This window comes from Nocardioides sp. L-11A (genome assembly GCA_029961745.1).
Taxonomy (GTDB): domain Bacteria; phylum Actinomycetota; class Actinomycetes; order Propionibacteriales; family Nocardioidaceae; genus Nocardioides.
In genome coordinates this window covers 4,124,762-4,140,850 of the sequence record CP124680.1, presented here as the reverse complement: position 1 = coordinate 4,140,850, position 16,089 = coordinate 4,124,762, and the positions used below count along the sequence as shown (strand labels likewise).

Here is a 16,089-nt window from a genome sequence, read left to right as displayed (position 1 = left end):
CTCGGACTAGCGTCACGTCGATCGACCCGGGGCGTTCCCGGGGTGCTGGAGGTGGTGGCGAGATGTGAAGGCCATGCTCACCGATGGACAACGGGAGCTCGGGCGTGCGGTGGTCGACTCGATCTGGGCATCGAGCGGGTGGTGCTTTCGGAAGGTCGAGAGCGTCGAGCTGCTCGAAGGAGTCCGTGCGCGCCGTCGGGTCTCGCTCGACTGCATGCCGCCGCCGGAGCGCCACCTCGCCTACGAGTCGGCGGAGCGGCGTCGTTGGCGTGGCCCCCGGGGCGCTGCGATGGTGCCACTGGCGTTCGTGGCCAAGGGGGTGGTGCGCAACCTCGACACCGAGGGTCCCGACGGTCAGCCACTGCCGGTCCTGGGGCGCGAGGAGAACGGTGAGCTTGCGTTCGCCGCCCTGGCCTACCAGTACGAACGCGAGGTGGGCGCCATCACCGCGCGGCTGCGCGATGAGCTTCGCGCGGTTGTGTTCGGGGACCCCGTAGAGGCGGAGGCAGCCGTCGGGAGGTTGTTCCCCGTCTCGACGGAGACGGACGAGGTCGAGTTCGGTGGTGTCTCTGGGCCGCTCATCGACCTGGCGATCGATCTCGCCAGGAACTTCCTCCTGGTCGTTCTCGTGCCGCGCGAACTCGTGGGGACGCGCACGGTGTTGAAGTTCTCGTTCGACTGGACAGCGCTGCGGAGCCGGGCTGGACTCGGGAGGTCGCTTCTCGCCAGCGCCGGCTATCGCACACAACCGTTTCGCCTGGACGTCGGCGATCCCAGCTGGGCAGCCTCCTACCACCTGGAGGTACGCGTGCAGGTCCCGCTGACCGCACGCTTCCTGCACCTGCCGCCCGCCGACGTCGGCGAGGAGCCTGCCGGAAGCGCGCAGGGCGCGGACACCTTGATCCACGCGTCTGCTTCCTATCCGGATGGTCCGCCGCCTGACCGCGAGGCGACTCTGGAGGTCAGAGTCGAGCCGACCTCGATCCGTCTTGTCGGGATCCTCGTCTCGCTCTTCACCTGCGCGGTGTTCCAACTCGCCCTGTGGCTGGATGGCGCACGAGACGCCCTGCTGGGCGCGCCGGACGGAGCGGTGGCGGTCCTGCTCGCAGCACCTGCCGTCGGGATCGCGCTCCTTGCGGGGGCGGGGGAGAGCCACCTTGGCGGCATCGTTGCTCCGCCCACTGCGGGCGATCACCCTCGCGTGCGCCGTACTGCTCGCACTGGGCAGCGCGAGTCTGGTCGGACACCTTCATGAGCCGTGGATGACATGGCTCTGGGCCTCTGCTGCCTGGCTCTCAGTCGGTACGGCGGGCTTCTTGGTCAGCCCCGTGATCGGCCGCGCCCTGCGTGCCGTGCCGGGCCTTGGGGAGCCGAAGGATGTGTCGGAGGGGTGATCTAATGTTCGGTATCAGGCACGGCAGCGGAGGAGGTCACGGATGAGCGAGCGCAAGCAGAAGGCAGCAGTCCGCATCACCACCATCGAGGGCCGCCGGAGCGTCACGAAGGGCACGTCGTCGATCGCCGCCTACGGGAAGAAGCGTCGGAGTCTCGTGTCTGAGGTCAGCAAGGTCGGCAAGTCCAAGTACGCCTGACATCCCGGGCGGAGAGGTCGGCCGACCGGGCGGCAGCTGGGCGGATCAGGCGTTCAGCGCCGTGGTGATCGCCTCGGCGACCGCTACGTCGCCGCCGACGAGGTTCCACTGGTGCCCGGTGGTCTCGGCCCGGACGAGCACTGCGGCCACCACGGCGGCGACGTCGGCGCGGGTCACGTCACCGCGCGCGACGTCAGGGCCGAGTGCGACGCGGCCGGTCGCGGGATCGTCGGTGAGCCGGCCGGGACGCAGGATCGTCCAGTCCAGGGAGCCGGCCCGCAGGGCGGCGTCGGCATCGCGCTTCGCGGCGACGTACGCCGCCCACACCTCGCCCGTGTCCGGCGCGACCGGGCGGTCGACGTCGATCGCGGAGATCTGGACGAAGCGACTGATGCCGGCGACGGGCGCGGCCGCGGCCGACTTCAGCGAGCCCTCGAGGTCGACCGTCTGCTTGCGCCGGGCGTTCCCGTCGGGGCCGCCGCCGGCGCTGAACACGACGGCGTCGCAGCCCGCGAAGGCCCGTGCGAAGGCATGGACGTCGTCGTTCTCGATGTCGAGCAGCCGGACCTCGGCGCCCACCGCCTCGAGCGCCGGTCGCTGCTCCTCGCGGCGCACCAGCGCCACCGGCCGGTGCCCGGCCGCCACCAGGAGCGGGTGCAGCAGGCGGGCGATCTGTCCGTGACCTCCGACGACGGCGACGCGCATGCCTCCAGGCTACGGACGCACCGTGAGGGTCTGGGCGATGGTGCCGAGCGGACCGGACTCGTCGTGCATCTTGGAGCTGGTGACGCCGATGCCGCCGGGGCCGTAGGACTGGGTGGTGTCGAGCCCGAGCCAGCCCTCGGCGGGGGTGTGCAGGAAGTGGGCGGTCAGGTCGAGGTTCGGGAAGGCGACCTGGGTGGGGTCGGTGCGCACGGCGATCCCGTTGGTGACGTCGACCAGGCCGGCGACGGCGGCGAGGCGGCTGACCGGCTCGTCGGCGACGAGCGCGTGGGGGGTGCGGACCCAGACCATCGAGCGGCCCGGGCCGAGCTCCTTGCGACGTACCTCGATCGAGGCGATGAACCCGCCGGGCCACAGGCCCGCCATGTCCCAGGGCTCCATCTCGTCCGCCGCCGGGATCGACGGCAGGTCGGTCCCGGCCAGGGGGGCGGTGTCGTAGGGCTCGGCCAGCCAGGCGCGCAACAGCACCACCGCGCGCCCGGCGTACGACGCCGTGGCCTGGACCAGCTCGATGGTGCGGCCGGGTCGGAGCACCTCGACCGCGACGTCGATCGGCTCGATCGGCACCGTCCCGAGGATGTCGTAGGAGAGCCGGCTCACGACCAGCCCGTCGGAGCGCCGCGCGTCGCGGTGCCGTTCGACCTCGTGGGCGAGGACGCCGAGGGCGGGCGCGATGTGCTGCGTCGCGCGGTCCCAGGCGCCGCCCACGTGCTCGGTGGGGGCGAAGGTGTGCGGTGCGGTCCGGTGCCAGTACGCCACCGGCCCATTGTCCCGGTCGCCCGCCCCGCGGACCTACCCTCGAAGGGAGGGTGGATCATGTGGTCATGGCCACTTCGCTCGCCGTCGTCGTCGCCGCGACCTTCGTCTGGCTCGGGATGGTGCTGGCGATCTCGTTCCTCGAGGCGCCGGTGAAGTTCCGGGCGCCCGGCGTGACGCTGCCGATCGGCCTCGGCATCGGGCGCCTGGTCTTCCGCGCGCTCAACGCGTGCGAGGTCGGGCTCGCCGTCGTGGTCGTCGCCGGCCTGGTCGCCGGCTCCCCGGGGCGGGGCGCCGCGGTGGCGCTCGCCGCCGCGGTGGTGGTCCTCGCCGCCCAGCTGTTGCTGGTCCGTCCCGCGCTCACCCGGCGCTCCGACGCTGTGCTCGCCGCACCCGAGGGGGTCGCGGGACCGGGCTCCCACGCCCACCTCTGGTACGTCGGCGCGGAGGTCGTCAAGGTGGTGGCGCTGCTCCTCGGCGGCATCCTCCTGCTCGCCCACTGACGTTCACCCCGACCTCTCCGCGGAGCCACCTGCGGCTGGTCGGCTGACGGCCATGACCTCTCGGACCACTCCTGCGCTGCGGCGCGCGCTGCTGATCGTCACGTCCACCGCCCTCGCTCTCGGCGTGGCCGCCGTGCCCGCCCACGCGGGCCCCGGCGCGGACCGCGACCACGGACCGGCCCACGACCGCCATCCCGCCGGCGAGCCGCTCGTGATCGCCCACCGCGGCGCCTCGGGCTACCGGCCTGAGCACACCCTGGCGGCGTACCGCCTCGCGATCCGGATGGGGGCCGACTACGTCGAGCCCGACCTGGTGTCGACCAAGGACGGCGTCCTCGTCGCCCGCCACGAGAACGAGATCGGTGGCACGACCGACGTCGCGCAGCGCTTGGAGTTCGCCGACCGGCGCACCACCAGGACCATCGACGGGGTCGCCGTCACCGGCTGGTTCACCGAGGACTTCACGCTCGCCGAGCTCAAGACCCTGCGCGCCAAGGAGCGGCTGCCGCGGGTCCGACCCGGAAACACCGCCTACGACGGCCGGTTCGAGGTGCCCACGCTCGAGGAGGTGATCCAGCTGGTCAAGCGGGAGTCCGGTCGCAGCGGGCGGACCATCGGCATCGCGCCGGAGACCAAGCACCCGACGTACTTCGCCTCGATCGGGCTCTCGCTCGAGGAGCCGCTCGTGCGGGCCCTGCGTCGCAGCGGCCTCGACCGGGCGAACGCGAAGGTCGTCATCCAGTCCTTCGAGACCGGCAACCTGCGCCGGCTCGACACCATGACCAGGGTCCCGCTCGCGCAACTGGTCGACGGCAGCGGCGCGCCGTACGACCTGCGGGCGGCGGGCTCCACGACCACCTACGCCGACCTGGTCACGCCCGCGGGCCTGGCCGACATCGCGAGGTACGCCGAGTGGGTGGCGCCGACCAAGAACCTGGTCGTCCCGCGGGACGCGTCCGGCACCCTGGCCGCGCCGAGTGCGCTCGTGCCGGACGCGCACGCGGTGGGGCTCAGGGTCGTCACCTGGACGATGCGCCGGGAGAACCAGTTCCTCCCGGCCGACCACCGGATCGGCAGCGACCCCGACGCGCCCGGCGACCTGGCCGGCGAGATCGATGCGTTCCTCGACGCGGGCGTCGACGCGCTGTTCTCCGACCACCCGGACGTCGCCGTCGCCACCCGCGACGCGTGGGCCGCCCAGGAGGGCGCGGCCTGACCTGCCGGCCGCGTCCTACCTCGGCTCCTCGGCGGCGATCCGCAGGGCGGCCACCAGCTCGGCGTACAGGTTGTCACTCCGCAGCAGCTCGGCGTGGCTGCCGACGGAGCGCACCCGGCCGGCCTCCAGGACGACGATCTGGTCGGCGTCCAGCACGGTCGAGAGCCGGTGCGCGATGGTGACCACCGCGCCGCGGGCCGCCTGGCGTCGGATGCCCTCGGCCACCGCCGCCTCGGTGATCCCGTCCAGCTGGGCGGTCACCTCGTCGAGCAGGAGCAGCTCGGGGTCGGCGACCAGGGCGCGGGCCAGGGCCACCCGCTGGCGCTCGCCGCCGGACAGGGTGGTCGGGCCGATCTCGGTGTCCAGGCCCTCGGGCAGCGCGCGCACGCGCCCGGCCATCCGCACCACCTCCAGGGCCCGCCACAGCTCCGGCTCGGGTGCGTCGGGGTCGGCGTAGCGGACGTTCTCGCGCAGCGTGCCCGGGACGAGCGGGGTGTCCTGCTCGACGTACGCGATTCGCCGACGCAGGTCGTGCAGCGGCCACCGGTCGTAGGGGACGCCGTCGAGGAGCACCTCGCCGGCGTCCGGGTCGTGGAAGCGGAGCAGCAGCGACAGCACGGTGGTCTTGCCGGCGCCGGAGGGGCCGACGATCGCGGTATGGCCGCGGCGCGGGATGACGATGTCGACGCCGTCGAGCGCCCACGGCGCGTGCGGCGCATAGCGGACCCGGACCCCGCGCAGCTCCAGGGCGGTGGTCGCGCTGTCCGGCGCGGGGAGCTCGGGGGTGGGCAGCCCGTCGTGCGCCTCCAGCTCCATGCTGGTGATCTCGTCGATCCGCGCCGCCGCCGCGAGCCCGGACTGCAGCGCGGTGAGCGCCATCGTGAGCATCATCACCGGCCAGGTCAGCCCGAAGAGGTAGAGCAGGAAGGCGATGAGGGCGCTGACCTCGAGTGCGTCCGCGCCGACCCGGTAGGCGCCGAAGCCCAGGACCAGCATCACGGCGAGGTTGATGCCGGCGCCGGTGATGGTCCACGCCACCGTTTCCAGTCGCACCGCGCGGACCGCCGACACCGCCGAGCGGCGGGCGAACTCGCTGATCCGATCCGCCTCCCGCTCCTCGGCCCGGCTGGCCTTCACCGTGCGCAGCGCCCGCAGTACGCCGGACAGCCGGCCGCCCATCTCGCCGACCTCGGCCTGGGACTCCTGGTAGGCGCGGGCCAGGCCCGGCATGAGCAACAGTGCCGCCACGGCGACCGCGACGACGACGGCCAGGGTCACCAGCAGCAGGCTCCAGTCGAGATAGGCCATCAGTACGAGCGAGCCGACGACGCTGATCAGCCCGTTGACGCCGTACACGACGCTGGTGGTGGCCGCCTCGCGGATGAGCAGGGTGTCTGAGGTGACCCGGGCGACCATCTCGCCCTCGGAGCGGTTGTCGAGCTCGCGGACCCGGACCCCGAGGAGGTGGCGCACCATCCCGGTGCGCGTCGCGAGGATGATCCGCTCGGCCAGGGTGCCGAGCATGATGCCCTGGACCAGCCCGACGAAGGTGCCGGCGACCAGCAGCACGCCGAGGACCGTGACGGGGGTGCGCAGCGAGGCGTCCACGGCCAGTCCGTCCAGCACCCACTTGGTGACCAGGGGAGTGGCGAGCTCGGTCGCGGTGCCGAGGAGGCCGAGCAGCACGCCGACGGTGAGCAGGCGGCGGTGCGGGCCGATGTAGCCCCACAGCAGCGCGAGCCTCTCGCGGACGCTCAGGTCCGGGGTGGCGCCGGGATCGGGTTTGACGGTCGGGACGGCGTAGGACACGGCTGCTCCAGGGGTCGGGCGACGGCGGTCCGCCAGTATGGGACATTGATGTCCTATTTTGCAACAGCAGAGTCCGACGATGGAGCATGTTGGTAGCGTTCGCGATCGTGACCAGCGGGATCGGACAGGCGGAGTCGGGGGCGTCCCTCTCGGGCGTCCGCGAGCGCACCCGCCGCGCGATCGTCGACACCGCCGTCGCGGTCTGGAGCCGCGACTGGAACGCCTCACTGGGCGACGTCGCCACCGGCGCCCAGGTCAGCCGCAGCACCCTGCACCGCTACTTCCCCGACCGGAGGAGTCTGGTGTTGGCGGCCCGCGAGCACGCGCTGCAGCTGCTCGCCGAGGCCGCGGGAGCGGCGGTCCAGGGCTGCGCCACCGCGGTGGAGGAGCTCGCGGCGCTGCTGCGGGCCATCGTCGAGGTCGGCGACGCGGTCATCTACCTCTATGCCGACCCCACGCGCTTCGGGGACGCCGTCGCGGAGGACCAGGACGACAGCGCGGACCTGCGTGAGGTCGTCGTACGCGCGGCCGAGGACGGGGCGATCGACGCCTCGGCCGGCCCGGACTGGGTGGTCTCCACGCTGTACGCGATCGGCTACTCCGCCGCCGAGGCCATCAACCACGGCATCCTCCCGCGCAACCGCGCGGGAGACGTCGCCGTGCAGACCTTCCTGCGCGGCCTGGGGCGTGACGACGGATGACGACCGACTGCGTCTTCTGCACGATCATCGCCGGTGCGGCCGAGGCCGACGTGGTCCTCGACGAGCCCGGGCTGCTGGCCTTCCTCGACCGGCGGCCGGTGTTCAAGGGCCACGTGCTGCTCGTGCCCCGCGACCACGTCGTCACGCTGCCCGACCTGCCGGCCGAGCAGCGCGACGGGTTCCTGGCCGCGGCGCAGCGGCTGGCGTGTGCCGTCGTCGAGGGGCTCGGCGCCCAGGGCAGCTTCGTCGCGATGAACAACGTGGTCAGCCAGTCGGTGCCGCACCTGCACCTGCACGTCGTCCCGCGCACCAAGGGAGACGGCCTGCGCGGGTTCTTCTGGCCGCGCACGAAGTACGCCGCGGGGGAGGCGGCGCACTACGCCGCCCGCCTGCGCGCCGCGCTGGCGTCGTAGGCTGCGGCCGAATCGGACGCGTGCCCGGGCCCGGCCCGGGCAGAGAGAGCTGAGGTAAGCACATGGGTCGTTTCGACGGGCGAGTCGCCGTCATCACCGGAGCCGCGCGCGGGATCGGCTTCGGCACCGCCACCCGCTATGCCGAGGAGGGGGCGTCGGTCGCGATCGTCGACCTCGACGAGGCAGCCGCGGCCGATGCGGCGGCGAAGCTGCCGCTGGTCGCGGGTGCGAAGGCTGTCGGCGTGGGTGCCGACGTCTCCGACGGCGCGTCGGTCGACGCCGCCGTCGCTCGGGTCGTCGCCGAGCTCGGCGGCATCCACATCCTGGTCAACAACGCGGGCATCACCCGCGACAACCTGCTGTTCAAGATGACCGAGGACGACTGGGACCTGGTCATGGGCGTGCACCTCAAGGGCGCCTTCTTGATGACCAAGGCCGCGCAGAAGCACTTCGTGGAGCAGAAGTACGGCAAGGTCGTGAACATCTCGAGCATCTCCGCGCTCGGCAACCGCGGCCAGGCCAACTACTCGGCCGCCAAGATGGGTATCCAGGGCTTCACCCGGACCCTCGGCATCGAGCTCGGTCCGTTCGGTATCAACGTCAACGCCGTCGCCCCCGGCTTCATCGCCACCGAGATGACCGATGCGACCGCGGCGCGACTGAAGATGGACGTCGAGGAGTTCCGCCGCCTCAACGCCGAGGCCAACCCGGTCAAGCGGGTCGGTGCGCCGGCGGACATCGCCGCTGCGGTCACCTTCCTGTCCAGCGACGAGGCGTCCTACATCACCGGCCAGACCCTGTACGTCGACGGCGGCATCTCGCTCGGCACCTGAGTGTCCGGAGTCGGGTGGGTGAGCGTGGTCCAGGGGTCACTCTCACCCACCCGACTCACTCGAACCAGAAGCCGGCGGTCGCCAGCTCGGTCACCTGGTCGAGGCTAAGCGGCGGCTCGTCGGAGACGACCTTCGGCTCTCCCTCTTCGGGCTCGGGGCTGTTGAAGGCGGAGACGTCGATCGACCAGCCGTCGGGCGTGCAGATCGAGGCCCAGTTGCCTGTGAAGCCGCTGGTGTCGGAGCCGTCCCCGCCGGCGCCGGAGCGCGGCCACAGCCAGGACCCGTCGGGGAGCTGACGGCCCTCGGGCCCACAGCTCTTCTTCGGCGAGTACGCCGTGCGCTTGGCCAGGCAGACCGGGTCCGCGGCGCACTTCTGCTCGCGCTTGATGGAGACCCAGGACCGGCAGATCATCTCGGGGGTGAGCTCGGGACCGGGCTCGATGCTGCGCATCGCCTGGTTCCAGGTCCTCTGGTCCGCGTCGACGAGCGACGCGTCACAGCCCTCGGGCTTTGCGCCCGGCTCGAGCGACCGGGCCCAGGCCTCGGGGTCGGCGCTCCCGTCGCTGATCCGCACCTCCACGGCCGCGCCGTCGACGAGCAGGCCGATCTCCAGGCCCCGCTCGTAGGGGGCGTCGGGCTCGTCGAACATCGGCGTGGTCGTGACATCGGTGACCTCGCCCGCCGGCAGGTGGTCGAGCAGGCGCTGCACCAGCGCGTCGTCGTCCGGGATCGTGCGCTGGTTCTCGGGGGTGAGCGGGCCGGGCGCGACCGTGGCCGGGTCCGCGACGGTGTCGCCACCGGACTGCCAGGGCTGACCGGCGAGGCCGCCGACGATGAGGGCGGCCGCGGTGCCGAGCGCCGCGACCGTTGCGGCGCGGCGGCGCCGCAGCCGGCTCCGGCCGCGCTGCGCGGCGCCCGCCACGAGCGCGGCGACATCGGGGTCGAGCCGGTCCGCGGCGCGCTCCAGCACCGTGCTGAGCTCGTGCTCGTTCATCGCAGGACCTCCTTCCGCATCCGCGCCAGCGCGCGCATGCATCGATTGCGCACCGCCCCAGGAGAGAGGCCGAGGACGTCGGCGACCTCCTCGACCGACCGGTCCTCCAGGTGCCGCAGCACCACCACCGCCCGGTCGACCGGGCCGAGGTCGGCCAGCGCCTCGACCAGCGCGACCCGCAGGTCGGTCGTCTCGGCGTGATCCGCCCCGCCCGCATCCGGGCCCGGCAGGTCGGCGTACGGCGTCTCGGTGCTGCTGCGCCGGCGCCGGGAGCTGATGAAGGTGCGGGTCAGCACGGTCTGGGCGTACGCCGCCGGGTTGTCCAGCGGCGGGCCGAGTCGGCGGCTCATCCGCACGTAGACCTTCGCCAGCGTCTCCTGCACGAGGTCCTCCGCCTCCGCGCGGTGGCCGCACAGCAGCCAGGCCGAGCGGTAGAGCTCGGCCGCTCGGGCGCGGGCGAGCTCCTCGAACGGGTCCGGCACGGGGTCGATCATGGCTCTCCTGGGTCGATGCTCTGTCACCGGTCTCGACGCAGCCCGACCCGCCCGCGTCACAGGTCGTCGCGTCGGCGACACGCGGCACCGGCTCCAGCCTCGGAGCGCGGTGTGGGTCAGACTGACCGCGTGCGTGTTTCCACCCTCCGCAGCGCCCTGCCCGCCTCGCTCGTCGTGCTGAGCCTCGTGCTCGCCGGATGCGGGGGTGGGGACGACGGTGACAAGAAGTCGGACGGTGACAGCACGTCCGAGGCGAGCCCGACGCCGGAGGTGCCGCAGATCTGGCCGCTGACCGGTCTCGAGGCGGAGCCGGGGCAGTCCGTCGAGCTGGACCGCCCGGTCGTGGTGACCAAGATCGACAACTCGCCGGCCAGCTCGCCGCAGGTCGGGCTGAGCAAGGCCGACCTGGTCGTCGAGGAGCTGGTCGAGGGCGGCATCACCCGCCTGGCCGCGTTCTACTACTCCCAGCTGCCCGGCGACATCGGGCCGGTCCGCTCGATGCGGGCCAGCGACATCGGCATCGTCTCGCCGGCCGGCGCGGTCATCGCCACCAGCGGCGGCGCCCGCGAGACCCTGCCCCGCATCGACCGCGCCAAGATCAAGTACTTCAGCGAGGGTGGGCCGGGCTTCTACCGCAACAGCGGCCGCCGCGCGCCGTACAACCTCTTCACCGACCTGAAGAAGGTCGCCAAGGCGGCCGAGGACGGCAAGACCGCGCGCCCGGCCGACTACCTGCCGTGGGGCACCGAGGCGGACTTCGCGGGCGGTACGCCGGCCCCGACCCTCTCCGCGCACTTCGGCAGCCGCACGACGAACTGGCGCTTCGAGGACGGCAGCTACACCAACACCAACTCCAACGCCGCCCAGGGCGACCACTTCCAGGCCAGCTCGGTGCTGGTACTGCGGGTGAAGGTCGTCGACGCCGGCTACAAGGACCCGGCCGGCAACTTCGTGCCGGAGAGCAAGTTCGAGGGCACCGGTGCCGCGCAGCTGTTCCACAACGGCCAGGTCGTCGAGGGCACCTGGACCAAGGACGAGGTCGGCTCGACGCTGAGCCTGGCGACCGCGGACGGCGCCGAGCTCAAGGTCCCGGCCGGGAAGGTCTGGATCGAGCTGGTGCCCGTCGAGGCCAACAACGGCTCGGTCACCGTCGGTCAGTAGCGCAGCACCCGCCGCGCGGGCTCGATCTTGTCACGTGGATGACGAGATCGGGTGCACTCCCGAGAGGGCCCGAGGAGCACCCGCGGCCTCGTCGCGGATCCGTCTAGTTTTCTCGACGACAGACGACCGCGACGGGCGACACGAGATGTGACATGAGGCGCAACGAGGAGCCGAGGGCTCACCTCCCGGCGATCATCGCGTCGCTCGTCCTCGCACTGGCCCTCGCCGTCGCCGCGATCGGCGTCGCGCTGGCCACCGGCCACGAGAAGGTCGAGGGCGACCGGACGGCCGCGCCTGCGACCGTGGTCCGGGTGGCGCCGGTCTACCGGGACGACCGGACGGCGTGCCGGGCCCTGTTGACCGCGACCCTGGTCCGGTCGGTCACCCCCGCGGTCGCCGACGCGGACCGGGTGGCCCTGGCCGCCTCGCTCCTGGGGGCCGGCGCGGACGGCGGCGTGCGGTCGATCGGGCTCGGCAGCTGCGGCAACGCCGCGGTCGTCGTGGTGGGCGTCGCGGACGACGCCGTACGGGTGCCCCGCGAGGGGCCGGGCGGCACGCCGGTGCTCGTCCACCTGCAGTCCGGGATCGTCGCCTTCTAGACGCCCTCGCGTCGATGACCGGCGTCACTCCCGGTCGGCGGCCCCCTCGTCGTCGGCGCCGCCGAACGCGCTCGGCATCGCGACGCCCTGCTCCACCAGACTCTGCACGCCGGCGAGCAGGAAGCCGATCGCGCTCTCGACCCGGCGGGCCGCGGCCTCGGGATCGGCCGCCATGGCGACGGACTCGCCGGCGGAGGACATGGCGCCGAAGAAGATCCGCGCGAAGGTCTGCAGCATGTCCTCGTCGAGGTCCCAGGCGCCGGCGTCGAGGGTGGCGCGGACGATCTCGACGATATTGGCGAAGGTCGAGCGTTCCTCCTGCTCGCGGTAGCGCTCGTAGCCGAGCACCGCGGGCCCGTCCTGGATGACGATGCGCCGGTACGGCGACTCCTGGACGACGTCGAGGAAGGAGCGTAGGCCCTCGGTGGCCTTGCGCCACGGGTCCTTCTCGCTGCGCAGCGACTTCTGGATCCGTTTCGCGGCCTGCTGCTCGACCCGCTCGAAGACGGACTCGAACAGTGCCTGCTTGCCCGAGAAGTGGTGGTAGAGCGCGCCCTTGGTGACCCGGGCCCCGGACACGATCGCGTCGAGGGAGGTCGCGGCGTACCCCTTCTCGGCGAACAGCCGCTCCGCGACGTCGACGAGGGCCCGCTTGGTCGAGGCGGAGTACGACGCCCGGCGGGATCCGCCCGGGACGCCCGGCACGGGGACCTTGGGGACGAGTTTCGACACCGATGCCTTCGCCACCGACTCAGCATAGGCGCGTGGTCGGGTCCGGCGTGACACCGGTCACGGCCCGGGGTGGGCGGGATCACGGTGTCGCGCCGTTGGGCGTACCGACGGTCTGCTCCATACTCGTAGTACGTACCAGCGGTATGTCGGAGCTCCCGAATCCGGCGGCCGCCGATCGAACGAGGAGTGCTGACCATGACCTGGACGGCCTTTCACAACCGGGGCGAGACCCTCCGCTCCGTCATCGCGACCTCCGCCGTCCGCCGCGACGGCATCCTGCCCATGGACGTCGACGGCGTCGCCGCGGCCTTCCGCGACGAGCTCGACCTGCTGGCGGCCCTCACCCTGAAGTGGCACACCCGCCTGTCCGGCCAGGCCGAGCGGATGCTCGCCCACCAGCCGATGGACCTCGACGAGGCCGTCGCGATCGCGTGGAGCAACACCGCCCACGAACTGCCCGGCGTGCGGCTGATCATCGACCACTACCGGGCGCACCCCCTCGACGACGCGATGGCGTCGGCGATGGTCGCGGCCGGCTTCAAGGAGCACCACCTGCTCGCCGTGATGGCTGGCCGGTCGGGCCTCGGCGACGCGGCCGCGGGGCGGATCGGCGCCGAGCTCGAGGAGCGGGCCCGCCTGCTCCACCGCGGCCTGCCGATGATCACCCCGGACGCGGCGTACGCCGAGCCCGAGGTCCGCGGGTCGCTGTTCGAGCGCCTGCGCGCCGTCGTCGCCGCGTGACCGCTTGTAACTAAGTGTTACGGCACGGTTATCCACCACACCAGCCTCATGGGTCCCAAATCCGTGCTGTAACACTTAGTTACAAGTGCGGTGCCTCCTTCTGCCCGAGGGATGATGGAGGCATGTCGAGCGAGTTGAGTCTCGGTGCCGGACGCCTGTTGCTGGCATCGGCCGAGCTGATGGATCCGAACTTCGTCGACACGGTGGTGCTGCTGCTCGACGTCAACGACGAGGGTGCCCTCGGCGTCGTCCTCAACCGGCCCACGGCGCTGCCCGTCTCCGAGGTGCTGGGGGAGTGGGGCGAGGTCGTGGAGGAGCCCGAGGTGCTCTTCCAGGGCGGCCCGGTCGCGACCGACGGCGCTCTCGCCGTCGCGCTCGCGGCACCGGGTGGTGAGGACGCCGCGGGCTTCCGGCCGGTGTGGGACCGGGTCGGGCTGCTCGACCTCGACACGCCGCGCGAGCTCGTCGACGGCACGGTCGACCGGCTGCGGATCTTCGCCGGGTACGCCGGCTGGGGCGCCGGTCAGCTCGAGGCCGAGATCGCGGAGGGCAGCTGGTACGTCGTACCGGGGCAGGTCGACGACGTCTTCGGCGGCGACGCCCGTGATCTGCGCCGCCAGGTGCTGCGTCGCCAGCCCGGTGATCTCGCGCTGCACGCGACTCGCCCGCAGGACCCGGAGCTCAACTGACGATCCTCTCAACTTGATACTCCGATGTCTCATATGAGACATTTGAGTCTCATCAAGGAGGAATCAATGAGTACCCGGGACACGGTGCTGGCCGCCGCTCAGCGCCTGCTCGCGACGGACCCGACCGCGCCGATGGCGCAGATCGCCGCTGCAGCCGGCGTCGGCCGCGCGACCGTCCACCGTCACTTCGCCAGCCGCGAGGACCTGCTCCACGAGATCGGTCGCCGCTCACTCGACCGCTGGGCCGAGAGCATGGCCGAGGCGGGCCTGGCCGCAGCCGTCGCCTCCGCCGACCCGGCGCAGATCCGTGCCTGTCTCGACGACATGATCGGCCGCTTCGTGGTCGACGCGGACGAGTACGGCATCGCGCTGACCGACCCCACCGTCGTCAACGGCCCCGCCCTGCGTGAGCGCGCCGACGAGCTGTTCGCGGAGGAGGTCGCCCTGTACGCCGCCGCCCAGGCCGCCGGCGTGCTGCGCTCCGATGTCCCCGCCCGCTGGCTGGGGCACTCCCTGTTCGGCCTGCTCGTCGCCGTGCGCGACGCGCTGGTCGCCGGTGACATCGCGACGCGCGACGCCCAGGACCTGGTCCGCTCGATGTTCCTCCAGGGTGGTGTCGTCCGATGACCGCCACGACCCCCCGCGCCGCCACCGGACCCGCCGCGGCGCAGGACCTCCGCCGCTGGGGCGGTCTGGCCGTGCTCGCGGCCAGTCTGCTCGTCGTCGTGATGGACATGACCGTCCTCAACGTGGCGCTGCCGGACCTCACCGCCGACCTCCACGCCGGCGCCCTCGCCCAGCTGTGGATCGTCGACGTCTACTCGCTCGTCCTCGCCGGCCTGCTCGTCCCGGTCGCCGCCCTCGCCGACCGGTGGGGTCGACGCCGGATGCTGCTCACCGGCTTCGCCATCTTCGCCCTCGCCTCCCTCGGTGCGCTGATCGCCCGGAGCCCGGGCGACGTGATCGCCGTCCGGGCCCTGCTCGGCATCGGCGGCGCGATGATCATGCCGGCCACGCTCTCGCTGATCCGGGCACTGTTCCCGGACGCCCGGGAGCGGGCCTTCGCCCTCGGCCTGTGGGCCGCGACCGCCGCGGTCGGCGGCGCCATCGGCCCGATCGTGGGCGGCGCGCTGCTCAGTGCGTTCAGCTGGCACGCGGCCTTCCTGGTCAACGTTCCCCTCATGGTCGTCGCGCTCGTCGCCGGCCTCCTCCTGCTGCCCGAGAGCCGCTCGGACAAGCCGGGCCGGGTCGACGCGCTCGGCGTCCTGCTCTCGGTCGGCGGCATGGTCGCGGCCGTCTACGGCATCAAGCACCTCGGCAAGGGCGACCTCGACCTCGGCACCGTGCTGAGCCTGCTCGTGGGCTTCGCGCTGTTGACCGCGTTCGTGCGCCGCTGCCTGCGCCAGGACGAGCCGATGCTCGCCGTCCGCCTCTTCGCCAACCCGGTCTTCCGCTCCGGCGTCGCCACGGCCCTGGCGAGCAGCACCGCGATGATGGCGCTGCTTTTCGTCGGGTCGCAGTGGCTGCAGCTGGTGCAGGGGTGGAGCCCGCTGGTCGCCGGTGTCGCGCTGCTGCCGATGGCCCTCGGCGGCCTGATCGGCCCGCCGCTGGCGCCGGCGGTCGCGGCGCGCTTCGGCGCCCGCAACGTGATCGTCGCCGGTCTGGTCGTGCTCGCCGCCGGGCTCCTCACGCTGTGGGTGCTCCCGCGGCCCCTGGCCTACGTCGGTGTCGCCGTCGCGCTGCTCCTCGTCGGCTTCGGTACGGCGGCCCTGGGCCTCGCGTCCGCGCTGATCATGGGCTCGGCGCCGGTCCACCAGGCCGGCTCGGCAGCCGCTGTGGAGGAGATGTCCTACGAGGTCGGCGGCGTCCTCGGCATCGCCGTGCTCGGCAGCCTCGCCGGCGTGGTCTACCGGCACGGTCTCCCGGCGGGCGCCGACGAGGCGGCCGTCGAGTCGGTCTCCGGCGCGCTCGGGACGCCGTTCGAGCCCGCCGCGCTGGCGTCGTACACCGACGCCTTCGGCGTGGTGGGCCTGGTCGGCGGTGTGCTCACCCTGGTCGTCGCGGTCCTGGTGTGGTTCGGGCTCCCGAAGGACGTCGATGTGTCCGGCAGCCACTAGACTGCCCGGCGTGACC

19 protein-coding genes are annotated in these 16,089 nt (G+C 72.6%); 13 read left to right on the top strand and 6 right to left on the bottom strand.

What is annotated here, in order from left to right; genetic code table 11:
• The first annotated feature begins 64 nt into the window (after nucleotides 1-64).
• A complete protein-coding gene (locus tag QJ852_19985; GenBank protein ID WGX95423.1) occupies nucleotides 65-1,255 on the top strand; it encodes a hypothetical protein in 1,191 nt (396 codons plus the stop codon).
• Nucleotides 1,256-1,436: 181 nt separating this feature from the next.
• The gene (locus QJ852_19980) at nucleotides 1,437-1,592 is read left to right on the top strand and encodes a hypothetical protein (protein WGX95422.1); all 156 of its coding nucleotides are present in this window, start codon (nucleotides 1,437-1,439) and stop codon (nucleotides 1,590-1,592) included.
• A 45-nt stretch (nucleotides 1,593-1,637) separates the two neighbouring features.
• Here the strand turns inward: QJ852_19980 and QJ852_19975 are convergent, their stop codons facing one another.
• Entirely contained in the window at nucleotides 1,638-2,297 is a 660-nt protein-coding gene (locus QJ852_19975) for an SDR family oxidoreductase (protein ID WGX95421.1), read from the bottom strand.
• A 9-nt stretch (nucleotides 2,298-2,306) separates the two neighbouring features.
• Entirely contained in the window at nucleotides 2,307-3,074 is a 768-nt protein-coding gene (locus tag QJ852_19970) for a thioesterase family protein (protein WGX95420.1), read from the bottom strand.
• Between the two features lie 65 nt (nucleotides 3,075-3,139).
• Between QJ852_19970 and QJ852_19965 the strand changes: the two genes are divergently transcribed.
• Both QJ852_19965 and QJ852_19960 read left to right on the top strand, forming a co-directional pair.
• Nucleotides 3,140-3,574, top strand: coding sequence for a hypothetical protein (locus tag QJ852_19965; GenBank protein WGX95419.1), 435 nt, complete (start codon nucleotides 3,140-3,142; stop codon nucleotides 3,572-3,574).
• A 52-nt stretch (nucleotides 3,575-3,626) separates the two neighbouring features.
• On the top strand, nucleotides 3,627-4,790 hold the full coding sequence (locus QJ852_19960) for a glycerophosphodiester phosphodiesterase (protein WGX95418.1): 1,164 nt from the start codon (nucleotides 3,627-3,629) through the stop codon (nucleotides 4,788-4,790).
• Nucleotides 4,791-4,805: 15 nt separating this feature from the next.
• Here QJ852_19960 and QJ852_19955 read toward each other — a convergent pair whose 3' ends face one another.
• Nucleotides 4,806-6,599 (bottom strand): ABC transporter ATP-binding protein, encoded by a 1,794-nt coding sequence (locus QJ852_19955; GenBank protein WGX95417.1) that lies wholly within the window; start codon nucleotides 6,597-6,599, stop codon nucleotides 4,806-4,808.
• Nucleotides 6,600-6,685: 86 nt separating this feature from the next.
• Between QJ852_19955 and QJ852_19950 the strand changes: the two genes are divergently transcribed.
• From QJ852_19950 to QJ852_19940, 3 genes are all read left to right on the top strand, one after another.
• Nucleotides 6,686-7,300: a TetR/AcrR family transcriptional regulator gene (locus QJ852_19950; protein WGX95416.1), complete on the top strand. Its 615-nt coding sequence runs from the start codon at nucleotides 6,686-6,688 to the stop codon at nucleotides 7,298-7,300.
• Nucleotides 7,297-7,713, top strand: a complete 417-nt coding sequence (locus QJ852_19945; GenBank protein ID WGX95415.1) for an HIT family protein — start codon at nucleotides 7,297-7,299, stop codon at nucleotides 7,711-7,713. The genes QJ852_19950 and QJ852_19945 overlap by 4 nt, the downstream gene beginning before the upstream one ends.
• A gap of 62 nt (nucleotides 7,714-7,775) precedes the next feature.
• Complete coding sequence (locus tag QJ852_19940) at nucleotides 7,776-8,546, top strand: glucose 1-dehydrogenase (protein WGX95414.1); 771 nt, start codon at nucleotides 7,776-7,778, stop codon at nucleotides 8,544-8,546.
• Nucleotides 8,547-8,601: 55 nt separating this feature from the next.
• On the opposite strand, the gene QJ852_19935 is transcribed toward QJ852_19940, so the two are convergent.
• Both QJ852_19935 and QJ852_19930 read right to left on the bottom strand, forming a co-directional pair.
• The gene (locus QJ852_19935; GenBank protein WGX95413.1) at nucleotides 8,602-9,540 is read right to left on the bottom strand and encodes a hypothetical protein; all 939 of its coding nucleotides are present in this window, start codon (nucleotides 9,538-9,540) and stop codon (nucleotides 8,602-8,604) included.
• Complete coding sequence (locus tag QJ852_19930) at nucleotides 9,537-10,034, bottom strand: SigE family RNA polymerase sigma factor (GenBank protein WGX95412.1); 498 nt, start codon at nucleotides 10,032-10,034, stop codon at nucleotides 9,537-9,539. The genes QJ852_19935 and QJ852_19930 overlap by 4 nt, the downstream gene beginning before the upstream one ends.
• Before the next feature lie 129 nt (nucleotides 10,035-10,163).
• On the opposite strand from QJ852_19930, the gene QJ852_19925 reads away from it, so the two are divergent.
• Nucleotides 10,164-11,195, top strand: a complete 1,032-nt coding sequence (locus QJ852_19925) for a DUF3048 domain-containing protein (GenBank protein WGX95411.1) — start codon at nucleotides 10,164-10,166, stop codon at nucleotides 11,193-11,195.
• Between the two features lie 152 nt (nucleotides 11,196-11,347).
• Nucleotides 11,348-11,794 carry a hypothetical protein gene (locus tag QJ852_19920; GenBank protein ID WGX95410.1) on the top strand — a complete coding sequence of 149 codons (447 nt, stop codon included), beginning with the start codon at nucleotides 11,348-11,350 and terminating at the stop codon, nucleotides 11,792-11,794.
• A gap of 24 nt (nucleotides 11,795-11,818) precedes the next feature.
• On the opposite strand, the gene QJ852_19915 is transcribed toward QJ852_19920, so the two are convergent.
• Nucleotides 11,819-12,541, bottom strand: coding sequence for a TetR/AcrR family transcriptional regulator (locus QJ852_19915; protein ID WGX95409.1), 723 nt, complete (start codon nucleotides 12,539-12,541; stop codon nucleotides 11,819-11,821).
• Between the two features lie 180 nt (nucleotides 12,542-12,721).
• Between QJ852_19915 and QJ852_19910 the strand changes: the two genes are divergently transcribed.
• From QJ852_19910 to QJ852_19895, 4 genes are all read left to right on the top strand, one after another.
• Nucleotides 12,722-13,267: a hypothetical protein gene (locus tag QJ852_19910; protein ID WGX95408.1), complete on the top strand. Its 546-nt coding sequence runs from the start codon at nucleotides 12,722-12,724 to the stop codon at nucleotides 13,265-13,267.
• A 122-nt stretch (nucleotides 13,268-13,389) separates the two neighbouring features.
• Nucleotides 13,390-13,956 (top strand): YqgE/AlgH family protein, encoded by a 567-nt coding sequence (locus QJ852_19905; GenBank protein WGX95407.1) that lies wholly within the window; start codon nucleotides 13,390-13,392, stop codon nucleotides 13,954-13,956.
• A 66-nt stretch (nucleotides 13,957-14,022) separates the two neighbouring features.
• Entirely contained in the window at nucleotides 14,023-14,583 is a 561-nt protein-coding gene (locus QJ852_19900; GenBank protein WGX95406.1) for a TetR/AcrR family transcriptional regulator, read from the top strand.
• Nucleotides 14,580-16,073: an MFS transporter gene (locus tag QJ852_19895; GenBank protein ID WGX95405.1), complete on the top strand. Its 1,494-nt coding sequence runs from the start codon at nucleotides 14,580-14,582 to the stop codon at nucleotides 16,071-16,073. Before QJ852_19900 ends, QJ852_19895 begins: the two co-directional genes overlap by 4 nt.
• Nucleotides 16,074-16,089 lie beyond the last annotated feature (16 nt).